The following is a 23,857-nucleotide window of genomic DNA, read 5'->3' as shown; positions in this document are numbered from 1 at the left end:
TTCTTCAAGCTGCTTTCAGGACTATGTACAAAATATCTATGCCAGTTAATTCTTTTACCCTTCTTTCCATATCCTCTGTTAACCTTTTTTCTAAACCATGTATATTGCCAGAACTTACCATTCCCATAACAGAAAATTTCTCATTTGAAATATACTGCTCTATAAGTGGGGATATTTTAATTATCCAATCTAGGCTCTTACGACTGGTTATTGATAATTTACCTTCTTCTTGAAGTGAATATAATTTTTCTATCATCTCAGCTCTATTACCGGAGTGGTTCTTTACAAGATCCTCTAATAGTTTTTCATGTTCACCTATAGGTACATGAACATACATGAGCCACAAAAGAAGAACTAAGTCCGTATTACCTTTTGTTATTCCATTTATTTCACGTGCCTGACCGAATGCACAATAAATTTGATCATCAAGTCTTACTCGAATCACATTTTCCAGATTTTTAATAGATCTAAGCTCTTGTTCTTGTTTTTGTTGAAATACTTCAAACATTTTTAGAAAATCTACTTTAGGCTCAATCTTCAGCTCTTTTTCCAATTGTTCCATCTGCTCAGTTTTAAGCTCAATCCCCAGATGATCTTCTATTATATATCCAATTCGTTTACTATCTGCGTATTTTTTGTTAAATAACGCGATGAAATCAAGAGTAGTTGATCTTGACTTTTTGATTAACCAATTATAAGTATAACGTACTCCATCTAGTACAAAAGTTAACATAACCCCTCATTTTAAAACACTATATTTAAATGTATAATATTTTCAATTAGTAAGCAAGTTTCTAGGCTGAAGCATGTCACAGTATTTTTAAAGTATGTTGCTCAGAAGAAATGGAATATTATTTAATATCCTGTCTTGAAGTAAGTGCTATTCTTAGCGTTCCTTCATCTAAGTAGTCAATTTCTCCACCTATCGGTATGCCACAAGCAAGGCGCGATATTTTCACATTTAAGTTTTTTAGCAATTCAATTATATATTGTGCAGTAACTTGGCCCTCCAATGTCGAATTGATTGCAATAATGACCTCTTCAACTTTAGATTCTATAACTCTTTTAGGAATATTATCAAGATTGAGTTCTTTTGGACCGATGCCATTTATTGCTGATAATCTGCCACCTAAAACATGATACATACCTGAATATATATTTCCTTTTTCAAATGCCCATAAATCGCCCAATTCTTCTACTACACACATTAACTTGGTGTCACGCTTTGGGTTAATACAAATGGAACATGGCGATTTAGTATCTAGGTTTCCACAAATCTTACACTCTATTATAAGATCCGCTAATTCTCTAATCAAAGATGCAAGTGGTAGCATGACCCTCTCTTTGTTCTGGAGCAAATGTATAACTAGCCTTCTTGATGATGATGGACCTAAACTTGGCAATTTAGAAAAAGCATGAACTAAACTCTTTATATTAATGTTCATTCAGTAAATTCAAGATAGTTCAAAAATGATAACATCAAACCTTTCGTAAAGAAAGTAGTAAGTCTTTATCTTGATTAGCTATAGAAAAATTTTTCCACTTTTCTCAGAAATTGTCTTGAAAAAAGTAATGTAATCACAATCTACTGTAACTTAAGTCTGACTCAGGTATAACTGAAATTATCTCATACATTTGCGTAGTTACTCCAGCACCTCTTTTTTGAAAGTGACGCAATTTATTTTTCAACATGTTTCTTTCTTCTACATAATTGTCTGATTCTTTATTCAAACTAGAATTTTTTTCTTCATACTTGGAAAGTATTGTATCGATCAAATAATTAAAAAATAATATTAGACCTGTAGTGTTGGCAAGCAATGCAAGAGAATAATATAACATATCTTCACTCACTTCTTCATTTATTATGTCATGGGAATTTCTATACATTCTAAAACAAGAGCCAAAGGCTGCTAAGCATACACAAGTAAGTTTTGTTTTGCTTAGGACGCACTTAATTCGCGCTAATTTTTTATTATTATCTTCTAATTTTATACGTAACTCACTAATTTTACTGCTATAGTACTTAATAAACAATTCTATTGCCTCTTTGTTATTAGCATAATTATATGCTTTGTAAGATTCCTTATCTATGAGTTCAGTATCTATATCTCTTGATTTCAGAAGCTCTTTGATTGCTTCATTTTTGTTAAGAAGCACAGCTTCGTGTAGAGGTGTGTACTCATTTTCAGCATCTTTTCTTCTGTTAATATTTTCACGAATTAAGTAGTTAAAAAGAGCTGAAATGCATTCTGAATTATTACCTTCAATAGCCAGAGTAATTACGTCTTTTCCGCTTTCGTTCTTAGTATTAATAACTTTGAAAAGCGGCTTTTCATTCTCTTGCTTATGTTCAAAATATTTGTGCTTGTAAAACTCATTCGCACGGTATAGCTCCTTAAGGATACACAAAAGCTTTTTTACAAAATCAGCACGATTTTTTTTAATAGCCGCATGTAAAGGTGTGTCCTGATTTTTCTCATCTTGCAACAATAAGGCATCATACAAACAACATACTGTAATTGCGATTGAATGATGGAGAGACATACTCCATTATTTTAGCACGAAGTAACAAGTTCAATGAATCTGTTCTTCAAAAATAATTTAAACCTTTACAGTAGGAGTAGTCTTATGAAATATTATAGCGGATTAGATGTCTCACTCAAAGAAACTTTTGTAAGTATCATTGATGAGAAAGGAAAAATTGTAAAAGAAGAAGTTGTTGTGAGCGAAAGCAAGGCAATAGCTGAGTATTTGCTCAGTCAAAGTAAAGAGTATGAAGCAATAGGAATAGAAAGTGGGCAATTGTCAATATCGATGTGCAAAGAGTTAAGGAGCTTTGGATTACCAGTAATTTGTGTAGATGCGAGGCATATGGCAGCAGCATTGTCTGCGAGAATCAATAAAAACGATAAAAATGATGCAAGGGGTATAGCACAAATGATGAGAGCTGGGCTGTATAAAGAGGTATTAGTAAAATCAGATGAGTCTTGTCAAGTTAAGGTAGCGCTCGGAAGTAGAAGGCAGTTAATGTATTGCAGAGAGCAAATTATGGGAACAATAAGAGGGCTATTGAAGATATACGGAATAAAGCTTGGCAAGAAGTCAAAGATTGTAATCTTTTCTTTAAAAGTGCAAGAAGCAATAAAAGATCTAGATAAAGTCAGTAAGGATTCAATTGAAGCATTAGTTTGTAGTTTGGAAATAATAGAAGAATCAATAAAAAAGCTTGATAAAATATTATCAGAGAAAGGCAAGAAAGACGAAGATTGCAAATTATTAACTACTGTACCAGGAGTTGGTATTATAGTAGCAATGACGTATAAGGCTACAATTGATAATCCACATAGGTTTGAAACATCTGATACAGTCGGAGCCTATATGGGATTGACGCCAAGACAGTACGCTTCTGGAGAAGTTAATCGTCATGGTAGCATATCAAAGATGGGACCGGTAGAATGTAGAAATATGTTGTATGAAGCTGCGCATACAATACTGACAGTTAGCAAGAAAAAATTCAAATTAAAAAGCTGGGGAATAAAGCTTGCAAAAAAGAAGGGTGTAAAGAAAGCAGTAGTTGCATTAGCAAGAAAACTAGCTGTAATTATGCATAGAATGTTGGTTGATAAAACAGAATTTTATTATCAATAAACACTAAAGGAGTATAGGACAATAATTTTATTGAAAGTAAAGATAGTAATGCCGATGGAAGGGATAAGCAAGAGCTATGGTTGAAGCGTAGACTTCGTAAACAACATGTTGCCATCCACTTCCGCCCTAACAAGTATAGTGCGGCTTGGCTAAAATTAAACTAGCCATATCAGACCGCGGAGAGAACCATGGAAGCATGCTATTTTTAATTTATATCAAGGATTATGGAGGAAATATGCTATTTTGATCTATGTGAAAATTATTGTTGACTTGTACGCAATTAGAGAACCATCTTTATATAGGGAGTTAATCTCTTGATCAAAAGAGATATCTATAATGCACCCATTTGTCTAGACCATTTTTTTCAAAGTGATCCGATTTTTAAAATGAATATGTTGATAAATACGTCGACACACATTTAAAGTATTTATCAATATATTCATTTACTGTTTATGATAATAAAGATCAGCAGGAACTTTATAATGTAGAGTCTGATGTCGCCTTCTATAGTTATACCAAGCAACAAAATCATTTATTATAAGATTTAAATCTCTGATACTATTTGGTCTATAATAATATATAGCTTCTTGCTTTAAAGTTCTCCATAAGCGCTCAACAAATATATTGTCGAAGCAACGTCCTTTATGGTCCATACTGATTTTAATATTAGCACGCTCTAATTCCATAATAAAGTTGTAGCTAGTAAACTGCACCCCCTGATCACTATTAAAAATCTCAGGTTTACCTTGTTTTAGAGCTTCTTTGAGAGTATAAAGGCAAAATCCAGCATCGAGATATGGTGATAATGAATGAGCAATAATATAGCGACTATACAAGTCCATTATTGCCACAAAATAGATAAACTTACCTTCTACCATAATATATGTTATATCAGTAGCCCATACCTGATTAACTCTACAAATAATCAAATCTTTGAGTAAATAAGGATATATTTTATGCTTTTTTTCTTTAATACTTGTATTACATCTTTTTCTACAATACAGCCCACTAATCTTCATTTTTTTCATAATTCTTAAGATTTTTTTGTGATTGACTACTACTCCACTCGCTATGATTTCAGCAGTAATTTTACGATATCCATAACGGCAATCAGAAGCCAAATATACTTCTTGAATCAAATTTGCTACTTCACTTTCGTTATTAATTATAGGCCTATAATATAGGCTAGATCTGCAAATCCCCAATAAATCAGCCTGTTTCCTAATTGACAGATCAGAATCTTTTTCTATAAACCTTACTCTATCTTTTTTGCTTATTTCAGTAATTTTTTTTTCAAATAGCTATTTTCCACTGTCAATTCTCCTATTACTTTATGTAAACTTTCTATTTCTTGCGCTAAGATTCTTTGTTTTCTCGCACTTTCACTTTCTTCAACAAATAGGTCTTTTAACCTTGCCAATACTCTATCACGCCAATCATATAGATTTGTTGATGGTATTTTATATTCACTACATATCTCAGCTGTGCTTTTTTGATTTTTTATTGCTTCCAAAGCTATCTTTGCTTTTAACTCTGGTTCATATTTTTTTGTTGCCATACTTTTACCCCTTTACCTTCCTACTCGGATCAACCATTTTTTTTTGGTCTAGTTTATGGGGTGCATTATACTATTCTCTAGCTTTTCATTCGAAGCACTTATAGGGTTAGCTAAACAATCAAAATCCTTATTTTTAGATACAAAGTCTTCTGATTGAAAATTTGCTGCAGCTTTTATTTCACCTTTCATATTTCTTTTTTTACAGAAGTTGCATTTCAGGTAGGGTATCTCATCTTTAAAATTTTTCAACTCTATTTAAATTTTTTTAAAATAGTTTTTGATAAAAATACTTATGAAACTAACTTCTGTGTTAATTTTTTAGAAGATTTTATAGCTAAAAAATTACTTCCGCATATTTTAAATCTGATTACAATTACAGTTAGAGATATTTATTGAGCTCAAAAATCTATCTCCGTCTGCAGACTTTTTTATTAAACTCATTAAAAAATGTAGCGTATCCTCTTCAGAGCATATCTGTCGTATGTTCACTGCATTTTTTCTAATCTTTTTTATACAGGGGGATCTTATGTTCAGAATTCCAGATACTTGACCTTTAATTTAGCTAATAAAAACCAACTGGTACCTGCGGTTTTTATAGCTACGTTTTCTCAAATAAGTTTTAAATGAATAGATTTCTTGCATAATAAGATGTCATCCCAGTGCTTGACACTGGAATCCAATAAGAAAAATGCGCTGGAACTTTCGAATTCCAGTTATGCAAGAAATCTAATGTTAAAAAACTCACAGTTATCCTAGTACTGCTTTATTATCTGCAGTCTTTTCATGCTCGACAGAAGAGAGTTGAGGATTAACAGCTTCTTCTATTGATTTAGCCTGTTTATAGTCTTGACTTAGGAAATATATAGCCACTCCAACTGCTATTCCAGCAACAAGAGCAGATACTGCGAGTGCGCATAATATAATAGTCATTGAAGGGACTAAAGCACCACCAACACCGAGTCCAATGCCAAGAAAAACGCCAGGTATAATGCCAATCAAACTATTACATCTAGCACTTTCTTTTTTCGATTGAGCTTGGTCTTTCATACATTCGATGAGTACTTTTTTTGTATCTCCATGAGCTAAATCTAATGGAATTTTGTCTTCTTCATTCTTTATCAAAGGATTTGCACCATATTTTAAAAGGGCTTTTATTGCGTCAGTGTTATTACTTATAACAGCTTGATGTAGTAACGTATTTCGACTACTTTGATCTTGAAGATTTATCAATTTATAGAGACCCTCAAGAGTAATATAGTCATGCACTGCTTCATCTAAAATCTTCATCACGTTTTGAAACTGTAATATAGTTCCTTCTTGAGACCTTGCGCTATCGTATTTAATACAGTGATGCAAAATAAGGTATATTTGCACTGCTTTTTCATTGATAAACTCTTCTTTTTCAGAGATTACATCTACAATAGCTGCTGAGAATAACTCCTTGTTAATCACAATTTCGTTATTATCATTAAGATATTCTTGTAACTCTTTAATTTTTTTTTCAAGACTCTCGTGTCGATTACAAATAATCGTCATTAAATCATTCATACCATCTCCTTATTCTAATTATATCAATAATACAATAAATTCTAATAAAAGTCAAATTTTTAATTAAAAATTTAATAGAACTTATTAGCAATTCCTACAAATGTCAAATAAATTCAAAAGAAACTCACAGGGTCAACATCTATTGTTATTGCAATGTTTGAACTCAAGTTACAGCAATGTTTCAGCTTTTTCTTTATAGACAGACTGTATTTATTGTGTATTTTGAGTAACACTCTATACCGATATTTATTATTTAAGAAATTTATTGCTGCTGGTGATGGGCCAAAAATTTCAAATTCTTTCAATGTCAAGTGCTGAGAGGTAGTTGAAAATTGATTATGCAAAAAGTTTGTTATCTCATTTGCTGCTTTCTGCGTTGCAAATTGATCCTTACCACAAACTATAAGCGCTATTAGTCTACTAAATGGGGGCATTTTAGCTTTGCTTCTTGACTCAAGTTCAATTTCATAAAACAAATCCCTTTTTTGCTGCTGCAATGCTTTTATTATCAAACTTTCAGGATTATTAGTTTGCACTATTACCGTTCCTTTTTCGTTGAACCTCCCAGATCTACCCGCAACTTGATGCAATAATTGATACGTCTTTTCTGCTGCCCTGAGGTCAGAATTTTCAAGTCCTAAATCTGCATTTATCACTCCAACCAAAGTTAATTTAGGGAAATTATGCCCTTTAGCAATCACTTGTGTACCGATTATAATATTCACTTCTTCCTTGAACACTGAGTCAATTACGCTACCAAGCGACTTCTGGTCGCTGCTAATAATCGCAGTTTTTGCATTTGGTAATAGTTTTACTATCTCTTCAAGTAACCTCTCAATTCCTATACCACAAAGGGATAATGACTGCTCACTTTGACAATTCGAGCATTTTTCTGGAAGTTTTGATTGGTAAGAACAATGGTGACACAAAAGGACGTTCTTTTTCTTGTGGTACGTAAGCCATACAGTGCAATTTGAGCAGGAAATTTTATATCCACATTTTTTACAAACTGCAAGTTGCGCATACCCCCTGCGGTTTAGAAAGAGCATAACTTGCTGTTTTTTCTCTATGGTTTGTTTTATCCCTTCGAAAAGCTCATTTGAAATCCATTGTTTATTATTCACTACTTTTATGTGCGGCAACTCTGCACCACCGAATCGTTCGGTTAGCTTTACATGGTTGTAATTCCCTTTTTTAACATGATAAATTGTTTCAAGCAGCGGAGTAGCGGATGATAAAATAATCGGAATATTTTCGAATTTGGCTAAGATAATTGCCATATCTCGAGCATTATATATAATTCCCTGTTCTTGTTTAAAGGATGAGTCATGCTCTTCATCGACGATGATTAATTTTAGGTTTTTATAAGGTAAAAAAAGTGATGACCTTGCCCCAATAATTATCTGCGCACTTCCATTTGCGATACTGAGCCAATTATTTCGGCGAGCTTTGGGAGTAAGTCCTGAATGCCACTCAGCTATATTTCCAGATATCTGACTGTGAACACGATTTACTAATTGTGAAGTTAGGACAATTTCTGGCAGAAGGATCAGGACTTGTGCATCGTTTACGATTTCAATTAACCTTGCAATCACAGAGAGATAAACTTCCGTTTTTCCAGACCCGGTTTCACCGTCAAGCAAAGTCACTGAATACTCATTCAAATTACTTATTATCTTATCGCGAGCTGCTTGCTGCTCAGGGCTTAATTGGTAATCTATTTCACTTATTTCTTGCTTTTGCTTAGTGCAAACTAACTTATCTATTTGATTTACCTTTAATACTCCTCCCATTATCACTTTGGCAAGCATACCGATAGGTATTACATTATACTGTGCAACCCACTCTGCAAATTCGATCAGTTTTGGTCTGATGCTCGGCAAATCGATCTTTTGCTCAATAAATTTTAATTCTCGATCGCTTTTGCTACTTTCTCTCCAAACTATTCCAATCAAACGCTTTCTGCCAAACGGCACCACTACGTAATCTCCAATTGAAACTTCAGTATCTTCCTCAACTGCATATGAAAATAGCTGATCAATTGGAAGTGGCAGTAATACGTCAACTGTTTTTGTCATAAGTTAGCGCTGTTTTTAGATACATAGAGAAGCCTTAATGCTTTTTTCATAGTACACAATTTATAATCATAAATATTAGAAATGTGAGGAAATTCTGTATGTTTAGCGATAAAATAGTCCTAGACTTTGAAATAGAAAAAGGTGACCGAATAGATCGGTGTTACTTCTCTACACGCATCAAACTTACAGATAAGAGCAAGAGTTTTCTATGTGAAAAGCTCGGTAAACCTAACAATTTAGATGATTACTTTAATCTTAATCCTGAGAATTTTTATATTTATTACAACAAATATAGTGGGCACTATGGTATAAATGAGCTGTATGTCAGAGATAATAATGGTAGATATTTAGCTACTAAACTTCCACTTGATCAGAGCGGATTTTCGATAGAGTTATCATTCGACGAGGTGAATTATGGCTTTTATCCTATGTATGCAATCTATAACCCCACTCAATATGACAAAAAGCAGGAAAAGAGCTTTGAAGATAATGGTGAATTGCAGCCGTTTGTGTCAATTGTATTGGATTACTTTCTAAATGGCTTAACCATTCAAGATATGTTTTTGCAAATACAAAATGAGCTTGTTGAAAAAGAAATAAAATTAGAAGAAGACAGAAGAAAAGCAGAGAAAGAATTAAATCAAAAGGATGAAAAGTTAAGAGAACTCATAGAAAATGATGAGATTAAAGTACTTAAAGTAATAAAAGGCCATAGTATTGGGAATGGACGTTCAGCGGCAATTTTGCAGCTTGATGGTGATCTTGATGCAAGTAATACCAATTCTCATTGTTGTGGAGTCAAATAGGAAACAGAGCAGAGTTGTTTAATTGTAGAAGTAGCAAGAGAGGTAAGAAATTTGCATAAAGTGCTCTCAAGCAAAGCAATAGTACTGTATATTTTATTGCGCAAAATGTTCTGTTTTATATATAACCAAAGCCTCTCAACAGGATTAAGTTCAGGTGAATATGGAGGTAGGTATATAATCTCAATGTTTTTAGGTACCTTTAAATTTTTTGACTTATGCCAACTAGCACAGTCCATAACAAGAACAGCTTCTCTTGTCCCTAGATATTGCAACATTTGCTCAAGAAATATATTCATGCAATCAGTGTTAACATTTGGTGCAAATAAGCTAAAACTCTCTCCATTTTTAGGATTAACTGCACTGTAGAGATAAAAATTATGCCTACCTAACTTTATTTTAACCCGAGTTCTAGTACCTTTTTTAAACCATCCATGCCCAACTTTCGAATGTGTGCCAAACCTTGATTCATCAAAGAAAAATAGCTCTTTTTCAGGATACTTTCCAATAACTTCATTGAGATTTTTTTTTGAATTCCTCTTGTTTACTTTTATCTTGTACGTTGTGTACTGGTCTTGGTGTAATATATGAAAATTTCATCTTTTGCATATGGCGGTGTACTGTAGATTTGCTAATATTTAAGTCGAACTTTTCCTGTATTCTTATTCTCATTTCTTTAATGGTAATATTAGGGTTTTCTTCTATCCATGCTTCAATTTGCTGTAGTTGAGCCTGATTTAATTTAGTTTTTCTTCGGCGTGATCGAGGAGCAAACAGTTTTTCTTCTCTGCCAAATTTCAAGAGTTTTATCCACGAAGTTAGTGCCTTTCTTGAAATGCAATATATTTTTGCTACAGACGTTATACTGTACTTTTTTGCTGCAATTACAGCGTTTAGTTTTTTTGAAACATATGCATTATTCCTTACTTTCTTCAGCATCTCTTTTGCTGATTTTACTACTTCTTCATCCAATAATTTTGATCTGAGTGCCATTTATACCTAAACTATTTCACTTATTTCATTATGGCTTTTCTTCCATTATTGTCTATCTGTTTCCCGTGTAACGGGAATTGGTATAACCAAGAACAAATCAAACGTGTCTTAAATGATGTGGAGATAGGATGCTACTTAGAATTTAATTATTTTTGTTATGCTCATAATAGAGGAGGTTTCATCGAGGATGAGGGGCATTCTATGTTGGTGTATAAAGCAGAGAATGATAAATACATATTTTTTGACCCTAATAAAGGAGCGGTTGGCTTTTGTCCTGATACAGGAATTGCCAATTTTACATTAGAGGAAGTTTGTAGGGCAATGGAACTTGCTGTAAACTATTATTCATATGATATGTATATTGAAAATTGTGCAGATTATTGCAAAGTTGATATTATACTTAGAAATGCAACACTGATTTCAAAGAGAGCTGAAAAGCTTTACGAAACAACAGAAAGAACAAATTCAAAAATAATTGATATATCGATTGATAAAGGCATGAATCAATTGTTGTTCACACCTGCAAATCTGTAAGTGGACATAACTTGATCTTAAGGACTAGATTCCAGTATCAAGTACTGACCATCTACTATGTAATTTACTTTCAAAAATAAATGTTCCAGTGGTTTCATCTGCTGTCATGCCAGTGTTTCCTTCTCCTGTCATGCCAGCGTTTTCCTCTCCTGTCATCCCAGTGCCCTGACACTGGGATCCAGTGTTCATATAATCTCATCAAAAACGTGTATTTTAATTTAAGACCAATACCCAATTTAGAATCAAAATTCCTGGATTCCAGTGTCAAGCACTGGAATGACATCGTTTACTATGCAAATTGCCACAATGTTCGTACAGCTATGACTGGTTTGGGTTTTGTACAGCTATCCTGCAAACGCTATGTAAATAACAACTATACATTTATCTTCAAGATTATTTACCAAGTATAGACATCAGCTCATCCCATTCTCTTTTACCAATGCCACTTTCTTCTCTAGTAATATTTTCTCCTTTAATTAGCTTGCGAATTATTTCAAGACCAGTTTTTGAAATGCAGGCTGATTTTAGCGAGTATTCAACAAAAGCATTATAGGCCAGCGGAACCCATTTCTTCACTATGTCCAACATAACTTCTGCATAGACTCTAATTTCATATTGGGCGTGCTTATCAGCTCTAAGCCTTAAAAAATGAAGAAGGTTGTGTAAATCTATTTTCCAATAAAACTGAGTATAGTAATTAAGTGTTAGATTAGTTCGGGCAATTTCCCTTGCAAGGCCCTGTTTAATAAATTTCTCATAATGAGAATATACTAAATTAGAATCATTTATTAGAGAATCTATTATTTCTTTTGAAGTACTTGAGTCAAAAGCTTCACCGCTGCCTTGTTTATTATTATCAGATTGTTTTGCAACCTGTTCTGGTATATAAAATTCATTATCAAGTATCGAATACCTTCCAGAATATTCATTCACATTTGCAGTTCTATGTCTTATCCATTGTCTTGCAACAAAAATTGGAAGTTTCACGTGAAACTTAATTTCACACATTTCAAATGGAGTTGTATGATGATTTCTCATCAAATACTTTATAAGCGCTTCATCTTGATTTATCTGTTTCGTTCCTTTTCCATAAGAAACGCGAGCAGCTTGAACTATGGCGCTATCAGAGCCCATATAATCAATTACTCGAACAAATCCATGATCTAACACCTTATGTTCTTCGTATAGAATTTCATCTATTTCTTTTACTGTAGTTCGCTTAGTTGTCTCATTCATAATATATTCTCAAGATGAAACAGAGATATCAGCCCCACATGAATTGAGTTTTTCATCCATGGCCTCATATCCTCTCCATAAATGATGTGAGTTATTTATTGTAGTTTCTCCTTTAGCCAACAAAGAAGCAAGCACCAAAGCTGCCGTTGATCTTAAGTCATTAGCATATAGATTAGCTCCAGATAAGCTCTTTATTCCACTTATAGTAGCTTTATTTTTTTCGATGCTGATATTAGCACCTAATTTTCTTAGCTCATTTGCATGTGCAAATCTACTTTCAAAAACGTTCTCTTCAATGATTGATATTCCACCTGCAATTGACATAGCAGACATTAGTTGTGGTTGCATATCACTGGGAAAGTTGGGATATGGATTTGTTGCAACGTGAGCAGATTTAATAGAGCCATTTTTTCTAGAAATAATAATACCATCATCATGTAACTCAACTCTGGCTCCTATAGTCTTCAATTCATTTGCAATACATTCTATATCAGACAAACTTACTCCTTCTAACTTTAGCTCGCCGTCGGTAATGACAGCAGCCAAAGCATAAGTACCGGCCTCTATCCGATCTGGTATGATTGTGTGGACACATCCGTTTAATTCATCAACGCCTTCTATTGTGATTTTTGTGTTGTTAACTTCAATATTGGCACCCATTTTTTTTAGAAACTCTATTAAATCAAGAACTTCCGGCTCCGTTGCGGCATTGTTTATTGTTGTTACTCCTTCTGCAAGTGTTGCTGCCATGATTATGTTTTCTGTTGCGCCAACACTTACTTTTTCAAATGTTATTTCTTTGCCTTGCAATTTTCCCTTTGTTGTTGCAGTTATATTACAGCTATCAATTTCAATTTTAGCTCCCATTGCTTCAAGTGCCTTGATATGAATGTCAACAGGACGTTTTCCAATATTACATCCACCAGGAAATACTGTTGAAACTCTACCAAATCTGCTGAGCATTGGACCTAGCATTAAAAAAGATGCTCGCAGTCTGCTTGCAATTTCATGTGATATTAAATGGTTATTGATATTGCTACAGTCAATTTCCAAAGTATGATTTGCTTTATAGTCTTTATTGCATATAAAATTTACTTCTGCACCAAGACTCTTAAGCAGCTCAGACATCAAATGCACGTCAATTAAATCAGGTACGTTATGCAAAGTTATTGAAGAATTACTAAACAAGCTTGCCGCCATTATTGGCAAGACGGCATTCTTTGAACCATTAATCTTGATTTTTCCAATCAAGGGCTTATGGTTACTTCTTACTAATATTTTATGCATTTAATCAAGCGATAGAACTTATCAAGTAAGTATAATAGGTTAGCGGTAAAAGGCAAAATTTTGCTTTTTCTTCTTCTGTCATTCAAGTAGCTGACACTGGGATCCATTTCTTCATCATCAAAATGTTATATTTCAACATTACTTTTATGCTGACCAATTTAACTGGATTCCAGTTTCAGCTACTCGAATAACATTTTCGTAGTCGATTCAAAATAGCATAATTAACTACACCTTTCCAAAGATGAGAGACGCGTTGGTACCACCAAAACCAAATGAATTAGAAAGCGCATATTGAATTTTATGCTCTTGAGCTTTAAGTGGTACAAAATTTAAATCACACCCTTCTGAAGGTTTGTGTAGGTTTAAAGTTGGTGGAACAATTCCATTGTTTAATGCAAGGATACTAAATATTGCTTCAACACTTCCTGCGGCACCAAGTAAATGTCCTATAGAAGATTTAGTCGAGGAAACAGGTATTTTATAGGCATAGTCACCGAATAACTGCTTCATTGCTATTACTTCAACTTTATCCCCAAGTGTTGTTGAAGTCCCATGTGCATTGATATACCCAATTTGACTTGGGCTTACTTGTGCACTCCTTAAAGCAAGTTCCATTGCCTTCAGTGCGCCTCTTCCTTCTGGATGTGGTGCTGTGATGTGGTGCGCATCTCCTGTGAGTCCATATCCAGTGAGTTCTGCATATATTTTTGCTTCCCTTTTTTTTGCATGTTCATATTCTTCCAGAACTAATATACCTGCCCCTTCGCCCATGACAAATCCATCGCGTTCTTCGTCCCATGGCCTTGAGGCCTCTTCAGGCTTATCATTGAATTTAGTTGATAGCGCCTTCATCGATGCAAAACCTGCAATTCCAACTCTGCATAACGCACTTTCTGCTCCGCCTGCAATCATAATGTCAGCTTCACCGAGTTTTATAGCTCTTGCTGAGTTTATAATCGCATGCGCACCTGTTGCACATGCAGTAACCGCTGAGTCATTTGGACCTATAAATTCGTATTTAATAGAAATATGACCAGATATCAAATTTATTAGACTTGCAGGAACAAAAAATGGGCTAACACGTCTAGGCCCCTTCTCCTGCATGGTAATTACATTTTCCTGAATTGATGGAAGACCACCTATACCAGAACCAATAGCTACACCTATTCGCTCTTTATTAATATTTTTATTTTCCAAAATTAGTGAATCTTCTACTGCCTGAACAGCTGCTGCAATTCCGTAGTGAATAAAACGATCTGTTCTTTTTAGGTCTTTTTCAGAAATATAATCTAGCGGATTAAAACAGCTTTCAGCGTTGTAGGATACCTGTCCTGCAACCCTGCAAGCAAGATCAGAAGAGTTGAACCTATCTGTACTGATTGCTTTTATGCCAGATTTACCTTCTTTCAGCTTTAACCAGGTGTTATTAACATCTGCTGCTAGTGGAGTAATTAAGCCAACACCGGTAACTACTACTCTTTTGCTCATTCAACATCAATTGTTTGCTTTGTTTACTACATATTCAACTATCTGTTCCATAGTTTCCATTTTTTGCGCATCTTCATCAGGAATCTCTATACCAAATTCTTCTTCAGCTGCCATGATTATTTCAACTGCATCTAAACTATCTGTGCCATGGTCTGAAAGCTTTGAAGAACTACTAAATCCCTCTACATCCTTACTGATGTGCTCTAGTATAATCTTCTTTACTTTTTCTTCTATATCTTCTCTAGTGCTTTTTGCCAATTCGTTCATTTCTTACTAAAAAATAACCTATTCTCTGATGTTATAAGAAATTTTGATGTTTGCAATAGCTTTTATGATTATATAAACTATTAAAAACTTCCTATCTCTTAGCACTCGATAGTTAATAAATTTAAAAATGCTAGACGAAACAACAAAAAATTTGCTTGTTGTAGAAGTGAATAAGCTCTTACCTGAAAATAGCGAGAATAAACTTATATCAGCTATGCGTTATGTGCTTCTTGCTCCTGCAAAACATATACGTTCTTTTTTAGTTATAGCATCTTCGTCGATATTCAACATAAAGGTTGAAAAAGCAATAACAGCAGCAGCAGCAATTGAATTTATTCATGCTTACTCCCTCATTCACGATGATCTGCCATGTATGGATAACAGTGACACCCGCAGAGGCCAGCCAAGCTGCCACAAAAAATTTGGTGAAGCAACAGCAGTACTGGCCGGAGATGCATTACTTACCCTGGCTTTTGAGGTATTATCTTTGTTAAATTGTGAGATCATAAAAGTGCTCTCTCAAGCAATAGGAATGAAGGGAATGGTGGGAGGGCAGATTTTAGATATAGGTGCAGATTTTGACAAAATAAAAGAAATTCATTTGATGAAAACTGCAAAACTATTTGCAGCTTCATGTGAAATAGGGGCTATAATAGGAGGCGCTACAGACAAGGAGCGGGAAGCATTATATAACTATGGAATAAATCTAGGGCTTATTTTTCAAGCCAAGGATGATATCGAAGATTATGAGCAAGATAAAACAAACAATTTAATGTCCGTGCTTGGAAAAAATGAAATGGAAAACTATATAGATAGTCTCTTTAAACAGGCCTCAGATAATTTAAGTACGCTTTCAGGGAATACTAGTGACTTATATGATTTATTGAATCAAGTAAAAAAAGATGGTTAGAAAAATTATATTACAAATGTTTATCTCTGTAGTAATGATTCTCACTTTAGCTTCTGCTTTTATAATTACGATTGTTTATATAAACAAAGATAAACCAGAGAAAAGGGAAAAGCTTTACGAAATAAATGCTACACATGGTGGTTTGACACAGATGATAGCAAGTTATTTGGTCAGGCCGATACTTGAATCAGCTGTTGATCGTTATATTGAAAAGCATGGGTTAGCAGAATATTTAGAAGAAATAACACAGCAAAAAGAAGAAGAGATGATAAACTTTTATGAAATTACTGAAGGTAGTGGCAGTAAAGTTTTCTGTGGCCAAGAAGTTCTGCTACAAATGTACAAAGTCTCCAACAACCTAGCAACGCTACTTCCGACTGATGTCAATTTGAAAATAGGTCAGGATTACTTAAAAGAAGTGAGTTTAGGGGTAATAGGTATGAAAGAAGGCGGAGAGCGTGTAGTTACTATTGCTGCTGATGACAACAAAATGAGTTTTAACTCTTATTACATCAAACTGATTGAAGTAAAAGATAAATATCCCGATTCAGTAAATAACCTGATGATTTTTAATGACTTAATTAACAAAACTGGAAAGCGAGTAAAATGTGGCGATGAGATATCAGTTCAATATAGCATAAAGAGACATAATGGTGAGTATATAATCAAAGATCAAATAGTGCAGTTTAAGGTTGGTGACAAAAAAATACCACTTGCTATAGAACTTGGAGTTGTGGGAATGAGAGCTGGTAATAAAAGAACAGTTCTTTCTCCACCTGATCTTTTAACTGGTATATTAATAAAAGAAATAGATTTTGATGAAGAAAATATCTCAATAATTGATTTAAGCTTGAATTCTACTATTGAAAAATAGCTTAAAGAATTACGAAGTAAGAAAAAATAAAACCTCTTGAATGCTCTATATTACTTAAAGTAGGCTTCCTCTAAAGTATAAATTTAGATAAATCAAGCTGCTTTGAAATTGACTCTAGTTTATCTCTTACATATTTGCTATCTATAACAAATTTTTCACTATTTTTTTCAGAAGCGATAAAACTTATTTCATCCAAAAGCTTCTCCATGACAGTATGAAGTCTTCTTGCACCTATATTTTCCACTTCTCTATTAACTGTAAATGCTATTTCAGCTATAGTCTCTATACCATCATCAGTAAACTCAAGTGTTACATTTTCCGTTTTCATTAACGCTATATACTGTTTTAACAAACTAGATTCTGGTTCCTTTAATATTTTTATTAGATCCTCTTGAGTAAGCGCCTTAAGTTCCACTCTAATTGGCAATCTACCCTGTAATTCTGGTAAAAGATCAGATGGCTTAGATAAATGAAAGGCACCAGATGCAATAAATAATATATAGTCTGTTTTTACGGGGCCATACTTAGTTGAAACAGTTGTTCCCTCAAGTAATGGTAACAGATCGCGCTGCACTCCTTCTCTGTTGACTTCACCTTTTATTTCTGTACGTGCTGCAATTTTATCTATTTCATCTAAAAACACTATGCCTTCATTGCTAACAAGATCAATCGCTTCTTTGATTATCTTGTCTTCATCCATTAACCTTTCGCTTTCTTCATTAATCAATATTTCACGTGCTTCTTTCACTTTAACTGTAATAGTTTTTGTTTTTTTGCTCCCATTAAACATCTTGCCCACGATTTCCGTTACGTTCATCACACCAATTTGCCCACCTGGCATGCCAGGTATATCAAAAGTGGGTAGCATACCCTTGCTCTCCCTGACGTTAATAGAAACTTCTCCATCTTCAAATTCCTTATTTCTCAGTCTTTCTCTGAAAACTTTTTTGCTTTCCTCGGTTGCATCTTCACCAACCATGGAGTTGACTATTATCTTTTCAGCCAAACCTAAAGCTTTTTTAGTTAAGGCTTTACGTGCTTTTTCCTTAACTAAAACTATTGCTGCATCAACTAAATCACGTATTATCGAGTCAACATCACGTCCAACATATCCTATTTCAGTAAATTTCGTTGCTTCAACTTTTATAAAAGGTGCACCAGCAAGCTTTGCTAAACGGCGAGCTATTTCAGTTTTACCAACTCCCGTATGGCCTATCATGAGTATATTCTTAGGTATAATCTCTTCACGTAGTGGAAGTGGGACTTTATTTCGACGCCAACGATTTCTGAGTGCAATAGCAACAGCGCGCTTTGCGTCATTCTGTCCGATTATAAATCTATCCAACTCTTTAACTATCTTCTGTGGTGGTAGATCATCTAATAAAGCTTGTGAGCTTTGGATGCTGCTACTTTCTGTACCTTCATTTTCATAGAGGCCGTTTTTTTTATTGCAGTCATCATTATTATCAGATTGACCTACTACAGGTTGACCAGAAGAATTGGTACACAAAGTTCTTGACATATTACTCCTTTATTTTTTCAATAATTAGATTATGGTTTGTATAAACACATATATCGGCAGCTATCTTCATAGCCTTTTTTGCAATCTCCTCTATTGATATTCCTTCAACGTCAATCAAAGCTTTTGCTGCAGATAAAGCAAAATTTCCTCCAGAGCCAATGGCTGCAATGCCATCTTCAGGTTCAAGAACATCACCCGTTCCTGTAATGACCAATGAAATGGACTTGTCTGCCACGATCATCATAGCTTCTAATTTTCTTAGATATTTATCCATTCTCCAGTCTTTTGCAAGTTCAACACATGCCCTCATTAACTGTCCTGGGTGCTTATCAAGTTTAGATTCTAGCCTTTCGAAGAGAGTAAATGCATCAGCTGTTGCTCCAGCAAAACCGGCAATTACGGAATCACCAGAAAGACGCCTAACTTTTTTTGCTCCAGATTTTATAACGGTATGGCCTAGCGAGACTTGCCCATCACCTATTACTACTACATTTTTGTCTCTTCTAATTGATAGTATAGTAGTACCATACATTTTACTGCTGTCATGATGAATCATTTTTTTGTTATTTTAATTCGTTATATTATATTAAGATTATAACTTATAATATAGTACTTTTCTTATAACATTTAAAGTGTAGATGCAAAACATAATTCGCCCAGATTTGGAAAAAAGTATAAATAATTGGTTTGAGGCAAAATTTAACGGCCTTACATTGCCATTTTATAGCTCTATAGATCTTAGAAACTCTAGCTACAAAATTGCCCCAGTGGACGCTAATTTATTTCCTGCAGGGTTCAACAATCTAAGTGAGACATCAAGAGCAACAGCAGCAAAACTAATAAAAAGTTATTTTGAAACAAAACAATATAAAAAGACTCTTATAATACCGGAGAATTACACACGAAATAAAATGTATATAGAAAACGTATTTGTTATAGAGAAAGTACTGCAACTCGCAGGTTTTGAAACTAGAATTGGCCTCTTTCATAATGAAACGTACAATTTAATAGAACAGTATGAAACTGTTGTGAAAGAAAACTCTTTGCTGAAGACAACTTCAGGATTTGTGCCTGATGTTATTATACTGAACCGTGATATGACTAGCCACATTCCAGACACACTAGAAAACGTAAAACAAGAGATAGTGCCAAGTCCATTATATGGCTGGCACAGTAGGCAGAAATTTCAATATTTTGAAATCTATCAAAAATTAGTGTCCGAATTTTGTGGCGAATTTAAAATGGATCCATGGCTTATTTCTGTGCTTACAGAAAGCTGTAATGGAGTTGACTTTAATGATGATTCATCACTAGGAGCAGTAGCGACTAAAGTTGACCAAATATTATCTCTAGTGCAAAAAAAATATGAGGAATATGAAATAAAAACACAACCTTACGTTTTTATCAAAGCAAGCAATGGCACATATGGAATGGGCATTATAACAGCAACAAGTGGAAAGGAAATATTAAATCTCAATAAAAAAAAGCGTCATAAAATGAAAAAGATAAAAGAAGGAATAGCAATCAATAGTGTTATTATACAAGAAGGTGTACCAACTATTGACATATTTAAAAGTAGTTCTGCAGAACCGCTAATATACTATATAGGAGATACTCCAACATGTTACTTATACCGATGTAATAGCAGGAAAGATGTATATTCTAGCTTGAATTCCACTGACTGTGAATTTTATGACATCAGCCAAGAAAATAAAACTTTGCCACTTTGGAATATTGTTAGCAAATTAGCAGTGCTAGCATTGGCAGTAGAAATTAAGTCTTTTCATCTCTAATAATTAATTTCTACAATGCTGCCATTATGCTGAATATGGTGAGCGTCATCAAGTCCAGTAGAAGGATCAGTACCATTATTAGGTTGATTGACAAACTTATCGATGTTTGATACTAGATATGCTATGCTTAGTATCAAACTGACCGTAACAGTTAAGTTGAAATTATAGATTATGCCACCACCCAAGTCTATTGGTATGGTTGGAAGTTCCATTCTTTTTAATATGAAGCTTAACAAGCCCAATGACAAAGTGAATGTGCTAAACATAACATTCTTCTTGCATTTAGCAAGCTCAGCTTCACATTTCGTAAGTTCGTCATCACCCTTTTTGTATTTTTTACATGCTTCTTGATATTTTTTATGCACTTCCTTATATTCTTCGCACTTATAATAACAGCTTACGAATTCTGAAAATAGAAATAGAACTGCTGATGTTAAGCTAATATAACTTATTACATCCTTGTTGTTTCTAGCTAAGAAATGAATGATTTTTGCCTGCATCAATATTCCTATGATACAGCTTGCCAAGTACGCTGAGTTACCTACAACCTGTATTGGTTTTTCAGGTTCATTTCCCCCTTTACCATTCTGAAGTTTTTTAGATTTATATCCAGCTAAATTGAGACCAAAGTGAAGAGCAAATATTATTGATGTTGGTAGTTTTATGAACTTAGAAATATCTAATATAGTACAAATATTGGATCTGTTGTTATCAATAAACTCGCAACAGAATTGCAATGAAATTTTACACAATATGCCTGTTAAACCTACTGCAATACAATACATCTTTCTAATATCATGATTGTGAACATCATGTATACTTTCTATAAATGTATTTGGCTTACCTTTTGGCATAAGTAGATAATAAAATAATAACTTTTTAATATTATACTATAAAAATCTAAAAAGAAAAGTGCTATAAATCAGTACTTTGAGAGTGATCTAAACATAAATCGGCCAAGCACTTGATAAATAAGAGATCAGTACTGAGAGTTGGTACGCGAAAGTAATATCCGTCTTTGATAATTGCTTTATACTCTATATCAAGTTCAACCAGTGTTTCAGAATGCTCAGAAACAAAAGATATAGGTGATAAAACTACAGGTATATTATCGTCTTTCGCGCGTGATAGCTCACTTTCAGTGCTAGGCTCCAACCATTTTACAGGGCCAACCTTACTCTGATAACATATTCCCCAATCAAGATCTTCAATATTCAATTTTTTTACTATTAATTTTACTGTTTTTTCTATCTGTGAAGCGTAAGGGTCGCCTTTTTTAATGATACTAAGAGGTAAGCTATGAGCCGAGAATAGGACTCTTGGCTTACCGATTTTGCTAGCTAATTTATAATATTTAGACGTCAGATTAACATGAGCTTCAATAAAGTCTTCATTGTCATAATAATGGTGAATTGTTTTTGTGTTACATTCCAGTTTGGCATTTTTTTGCCAATTCTCTATGGATGATAGAGTTGTGGTGGTTGAATATTGCGGATATAGTGGTAACAGAATGATTTCGTCAGGGTTGAATTGCTTTACGCTTTTAACAACTTCATCAGCAAATGGATGCCAATAACGCATGCAGATGAATATCTTATACACATGGTTTCCATCTTCATTTAATTTTAGTTCTAAAGCATCAGCTTGTGCTTTTGTATTCTCCAAGATTGGCGATTTACCTCCAATGTGCTCGTATATTTCTTGTGCAGTACTTTCTCGCCTTTTGGAGATAAACTTTGCTAAAAGGAAGCGAAAAGGATTTGGTAGATTTATTATTCTTTTATCGTAAAAAAGATTAAATAAGAAAGGACGGACCGCACTTAGTGAATCAGGTCCGCCTAGGTTAAATAAGATTACTGCCTTCTTCACTGACAGCACCTTTCTTCAGGTTTGCCTATAAAATCAGCTACACACTCATCAAGTTTAGTTACAGGCACTAAATTTCTTACACTGGCATACAATAGATGAGCAGATCTCTTCATGTTACTCTGTGTAGATGCAAAGCCTCTATCGAAAACCACATCAACACAAAAACTTGGCACTGCTTCAAGAAGTTCAACAGCAGCCAAAGATATCATTATGCAGCTTTGTAGAGCCTTCAGAAAAATCGTAAGGGGGAAAAGTAAAACCTTAACAAAAAGAGAGGGAGGACTTTCATTCATTAGTTGTCCTGGATTAGGAGAATTATATTCAATATGCTGTCTGTTTTTATCAAAGATAGGAAATTTTATAGTGTCTTTCTTAAATTCCTGCTCTATTTGTTCCTCGGTATAATTTTCATTATTAGTCATTTTTTTCAATAACTTTTCACGCAAGTAAAAGGTTCTCACAACAAAACATGTTGCAACCATCAGTGCAGCACATATAAGCGCACAATGCATGAGGTTCATCCCACCTATCATAGATGGTAATGCAAGACAAACAAATGGCACTATGATAGCCATTTCGAAAAATGGAATAGTATTCCTTTTTATTGCAAAAACAGCGCCTTCTTTTAATTTTGTATTATTGTGTAAGCTATACTCTAAATAACTCAAAAATGCCAAATTAAAAGTTAAAAATCCTTTTGTCCCACAAAAAATTGATGACTTGAATTGATTAACCCATTCTTTAGCAGTAAGTGTAGTTTCAATTGATTGTTTAACATTAGGATCGACTGGTTTGTTGTTTTTTTTATTACAACACCCCATAAAACACCTCCTTGATGGTTTATTCTTAACTATAAGTGAAAAATTGCTTTTATCAAATCAAAGTTTATAATAAAATAAATCTATAAATATACGATCTTAATATAAGGGAATGATATGGCAATTGAGAGAACACTTTCGATATTAAAACCTGATGCAGTAAAAAATAATATTACAGGCAGTATAAATTCTTACATTGAAAAATCTGGACTAAAAATTATAGCACAAAGAATGATGCTGCTGACAAAAAAACAAGCAGAGCTGTTTTATGAAATTCATAAGGATAGGCCTTTTTTTGAAGAGTTGGTGGAATTTATGACTTCTGGGTCTGTGATAGTTCAAGTTTTAATTGGTGAAAATGCAGTCAGTAAATACAGACAAATCATGGGTGCTACAGATCCAAAACAGGCAGATAAAGGTACAATTAGGGGTGATTTTGCTAATGATATTAGTGAAAATAGAGTGCATGGTTCTGATAGTCTAGAGAATGCTCGTAGGGAAATAGCTTTCTTTTTTGCTGAGTGTGAATTGGTGTAGTTTTACTTTTCTATACATAATTAAACTTTCTGAATTTTATGTTGAGCTGTGAAATATTAGCTCGATTTTTAGTTATGAAGGAAAAGCTTTCTAA

General features: G+C 33.9%; 25 protein-coding genes. 7 read left to right on the top strand and 18 right to left on the bottom strand.

The window, feature by feature from the left end:
* Positions 1 to 4: 4 nt before the first annotated feature.
* From OOK99_RS06155 to OOK99_RS06145, 3 genes are all read right to left on the bottom strand, one after another.
* Entirely contained in the window at positions 5 to 733 is a 729-nt protein-coding gene (locus tag OOK99_RS06155; RefSeq protein ID WP_264719727.1) for a hypothetical protein, read from the bottom strand.
* Positions 734 to 851: 118 nt separating this feature from the next.
* On the bottom strand, positions 852 to 1,439 hold the full coding sequence (gene recR, locus OOK99_RS06150) for a recombination mediator RecR (protein ID WP_264720250.1): 588 nt from the start codon (positions 1,437 to 1,439) through the stop codon (positions 852 to 854).
* Positions 1,440 to 1,578: 139 nt separating this feature from the next.
* Positions 1,579 to 2,544: an ankyrin repeat domain-containing protein gene (locus tag OOK99_RS06145; protein ID WP_264719726.1), complete on the bottom strand. Its 966-nt coding sequence runs from the start codon at positions 2,542 to 2,544 to the stop codon at positions 1,579 to 1,581.
* Between the two features lie 84 nt (positions 2,545 to 2,628).
* Here OOK99_RS06145 and OOK99_RS06140 point away from each other — a divergent pair, with 84 nt between their 5' ends.
* Positions 2,629 to 3,648: an IS110 family RNA-guided transposase gene (locus OOK99_RS06140; RefSeq protein ID WP_264719725.1), complete on the top strand. Its 1,020-nt coding sequence runs from the start codon at positions 2,629 to 2,631 to the stop codon at positions 3,646 to 3,648.
* Positions 3,649 to 4,091: 443 nt separating this feature from the next.
* Here OOK99_RS06140 and OOK99_RS06135 read toward each other — a convergent pair.
* From OOK99_RS06135 to priA, 4 genes are all read right to left on the bottom strand, one after another.
* Positions 4,092 to 5,206, bottom strand: a protein-coding gene (locus OOK99_RS06135; protein ID WP_214303219.1) for an IS3-like element ISWpi17 family transposase whose coding sequence is annotated in 2 segments (ribosomal slippage) — positions 4,092 to 4,933 and positions 4,933 to 5,206 — 1,116 coding nt in all. Because the reading frame shifts where the segments join, the coding sequence is not laid out codon by codon here.
* A gap of 48 nt (positions 5,207 to 5,254) precedes the next feature.
* Positions 5,255 to 5,395, bottom strand: a complete 141-nt coding sequence (locus OOK99_RS06130) for a hypothetical protein (RefSeq protein WP_264719724.1) — start codon at positions 5,393 to 5,395, stop codon at positions 5,255 to 5,257.
* A 558-nt stretch (positions 5,396 to 5,953) separates the two neighbouring features.
* Entirely contained in the window at positions 5,954 to 6,754 is an 801-nt protein-coding gene (locus OOK99_RS06125; protein ID WP_264719723.1) for an ankyrin repeat domain-containing protein, read from the bottom strand.
* 113 nt (positions 6,755 to 6,867) lie between these two features.
* A complete protein-coding gene (gene priA, locus OOK99_RS06120; RefSeq protein WP_264719722.1) occupies positions 6,868 to 8,832 on the bottom strand; it encodes a replication restart helicase PriA in 1,965 nt (654 codons plus the stop codon).
* A gap of 98 nt (positions 8,833 to 8,930) precedes the next feature.
* Between priA and OOK99_RS06115 the strand changes: the two genes are divergently transcribed.
* Positions 8,931 to 9,638, top strand: coding sequence for a hypothetical protein (locus OOK99_RS06115; RefSeq protein ID WP_264719721.1), 708 nt, complete (start codon positions 8,931 to 8,933; stop codon positions 9,636 to 9,638).
* Here OOK99_RS06115 and OOK99_RS06110 read toward each other — a convergent pair.
* Positions 9,617 to 10,628, bottom strand: a protein-coding gene (locus tag OOK99_RS06110) for an IS630 family transposase (protein WP_264719384.1) whose coding sequence is annotated in 2 segments (ribosomal slippage) — positions 9,617 to 10,165 and positions 10,167 to 10,628 — 1,011 coding nt in all. Because the reading frame shifts where the segments join, the coding sequence is not laid out codon by codon here. The genes OOK99_RS06115 and OOK99_RS06110 overlap by 22 nt on opposite strands.
* Positions 10,629 to 10,658: 30 nt before the next feature.
* On the opposite strand from OOK99_RS06110, the gene OOK99_RS06105 reads away from it, so the two are divergent.
* The gene (locus OOK99_RS06105; protein ID WP_264719720.1) at positions 10,659 to 11,162 is read left to right on the top strand and encodes a hypothetical protein; all 504 of its coding nucleotides are present in this window, start codon (positions 10,659 to 10,661) and stop codon (positions 11,160 to 11,162) included.
* 24 nt (positions 11,163 to 11,186) lie between these two features.
* Here the strand turns inward: OOK99_RS06105 and OOK99_RS06100 are convergent, their stop codons facing one another.
* The 5 genes from OOK99_RS06100 to acpP all read right to left on the bottom strand — a co-directional run bounded on the left by OOK99_RS06100 (position 11,187) and on the right by acpP (position 15,440).
* A complete protein-coding gene (locus OOK99_RS06100; protein ID WP_264336342.1) occupies positions 11,187 to 11,351 on the bottom strand; it encodes a hypothetical protein in 165 nt (54 codons plus the stop codon).
* Between the two features lie 204 nt (positions 11,352 to 11,555).
* Entirely contained in the window at positions 11,556 to 12,398 is an 843-nt protein-coding gene (gene thyX, locus OOK99_RS06095) for an FAD-dependent thymidylate synthase (RefSeq protein WP_264719719.1), read from the bottom strand.
* 9 nt (positions 12,399 to 12,407) lie between these two features.
* On the bottom strand, positions 12,408 to 13,685 hold the full coding sequence (gene murA / locus OOK99_RS06090; RefSeq protein ID WP_127463847.1) for a UDP-N-acetylglucosamine 1-carboxyvinyltransferase: 1,278 nt from the start codon (positions 13,683 to 13,685) through the stop codon (positions 12,408 to 12,410).
* Positions 13,686 to 13,910: 225 nt separating this feature from the next.
* Entirely contained in the window at positions 13,911 to 15,173 is a 1,263-nt protein-coding gene (gene fabF, locus OOK99_RS06085; RefSeq protein ID WP_264336345.1) for a beta-ketoacyl-ACP synthase II, read from the bottom strand.
* Between the two features lie 6 nt (positions 15,174 to 15,179).
* Positions 15,180 to 15,440, bottom strand: a complete 261-nt coding sequence (acpP, locus tag OOK99_RS06080) for an acyl carrier protein (protein WP_007302173.1) — start codon at positions 15,438 to 15,440, stop codon at positions 15,180 to 15,182.
* A gap of 127 nt (positions 15,441 to 15,567) precedes the next feature.
* On the opposite strand from acpP, the gene OOK99_RS06075 reads away from it, so the two are divergent.
* Together OOK99_RS06075 and OOK99_RS06070 are read left to right on the top strand one after the other, a co-directional pair.
* Positions 15,568 to 16,350 carry a polyprenyl synthetase family protein gene (locus OOK99_RS06075; protein ID WP_006014603.1) on the top strand — a complete coding sequence of 261 codons (783 nt, stop codon included), beginning with the start codon at positions 15,568 to 15,570 and terminating at the stop codon, positions 16,348 to 16,350.
* Complete coding sequence (locus tag OOK99_RS06070) at positions 16,343 to 17,224, top strand: FKBP-type peptidyl-prolyl cis-trans isomerase (protein WP_264719718.1); 882 nt, start codon at positions 16,343 to 16,345, stop codon at positions 17,222 to 17,224. The genes OOK99_RS06075 and OOK99_RS06070 overlap by 8 nt, the downstream gene beginning before the upstream one ends.
* A gap of 70 nt (positions 17,225 to 17,294) precedes the next feature.
* Here the strand turns inward: OOK99_RS06070 and hslU are convergent, their stop codons facing one another.
* Together hslU and hslV are read right to left on the bottom strand one after the other, a co-directional pair.
* Entirely contained in the window at positions 17,295 to 18,746 is a 1,452-nt protein-coding gene (gene hslU / locus OOK99_RS06065; RefSeq protein ID WP_264330724.1) for an ATP-dependent protease ATPase subunit HslU, read from the bottom strand.
* A 1-nt stretch (position 18,747) separates the two neighbouring features.
* A complete protein-coding gene (gene hslV, locus OOK99_RS06060; RefSeq protein WP_026092657.1) occupies positions 18,748 to 19,302 on the bottom strand; it encodes an ATP-dependent protease subunit HslV in 555 nt (184 codons plus the stop codon).
* 82 nt (positions 19,303 to 19,384) lie between these two features.
* Here hslV and gshA point away from each other — a divergent pair, with 82 nt between their 5' ends.
* Positions 19,385 to 20,539: a glutamate--cysteine ligase gene (gene gshA, locus OOK99_RS06055; RefSeq protein WP_264336348.1), complete on the top strand. Its 1,155-nt coding sequence runs from the start codon at positions 19,385 to 19,387 to the stop codon at positions 20,537 to 20,539.
* Here gshA and OOK99_RS06050 read toward each other — a convergent pair.
* The 3 genes from OOK99_RS06050 to OOK99_RS06040 form a co-directional block, all read right to left on the bottom strand.
* A complete protein-coding gene (locus tag OOK99_RS06050) occupies positions 20,536 to 21,393 on the bottom strand; it encodes a hypothetical protein (protein WP_264719717.1) in 858 nt (285 codons plus the stop codon). The two genes, gshA and OOK99_RS06050, sit on opposite strands and share 4 nt — an antisense overlap.
* A 61-nt stretch (positions 21,394 to 21,454) precedes the next feature.
* On the bottom strand, positions 21,455 to 22,408 hold the full coding sequence (gene hemH / locus OOK99_RS06045) for a ferrochelatase (RefSeq protein WP_264336350.1): 954 nt from the start codon (positions 22,406 to 22,408) through the stop codon (positions 21,455 to 21,457).
* Positions 22,405 to 23,229, bottom strand: coding sequence for a hypothetical protein (locus tag OOK99_RS06040; RefSeq protein WP_264336351.1), 825 nt, complete (start codon positions 23,227 to 23,229; stop codon positions 22,405 to 22,407). Before OOK99_RS06040 ends, hemH begins: the two co-directional genes overlap by 4 nt.
* A gap of 114 nt (positions 23,230 to 23,343) precedes the next feature.
* Between OOK99_RS06040 and ndk the strand changes: the two genes are divergently transcribed.
* Positions 23,344 to 23,763 carry a nucleoside-diphosphate kinase gene (gene ndk / locus OOK99_RS06035; protein ID WP_264336352.1) on the top strand — a complete coding sequence of 140 codons (420 nt, stop codon included), beginning with the start codon at positions 23,344 to 23,346 and terminating at the stop codon, positions 23,761 to 23,763.
* The last annotated feature ends 94 nt before the right edge of the window (positions 23,764 to 23,857 follow it).

Origin of the sequence: Wolbachia endosymbiont (group B) of Eucosma cana, assembly GCF_947250645.1 — a bacterium.
In the GTDB taxonomy this organism is placed as follows: domain Bacteria; phylum Pseudomonadota; class Alphaproteobacteria; order Rickettsiales; family Anaplasmataceae; genus Wolbachia.
Note: the sequence above shows the minus strand (reverse complement) of the source record. Positions and strands in the feature narration are given on the sequence as shown.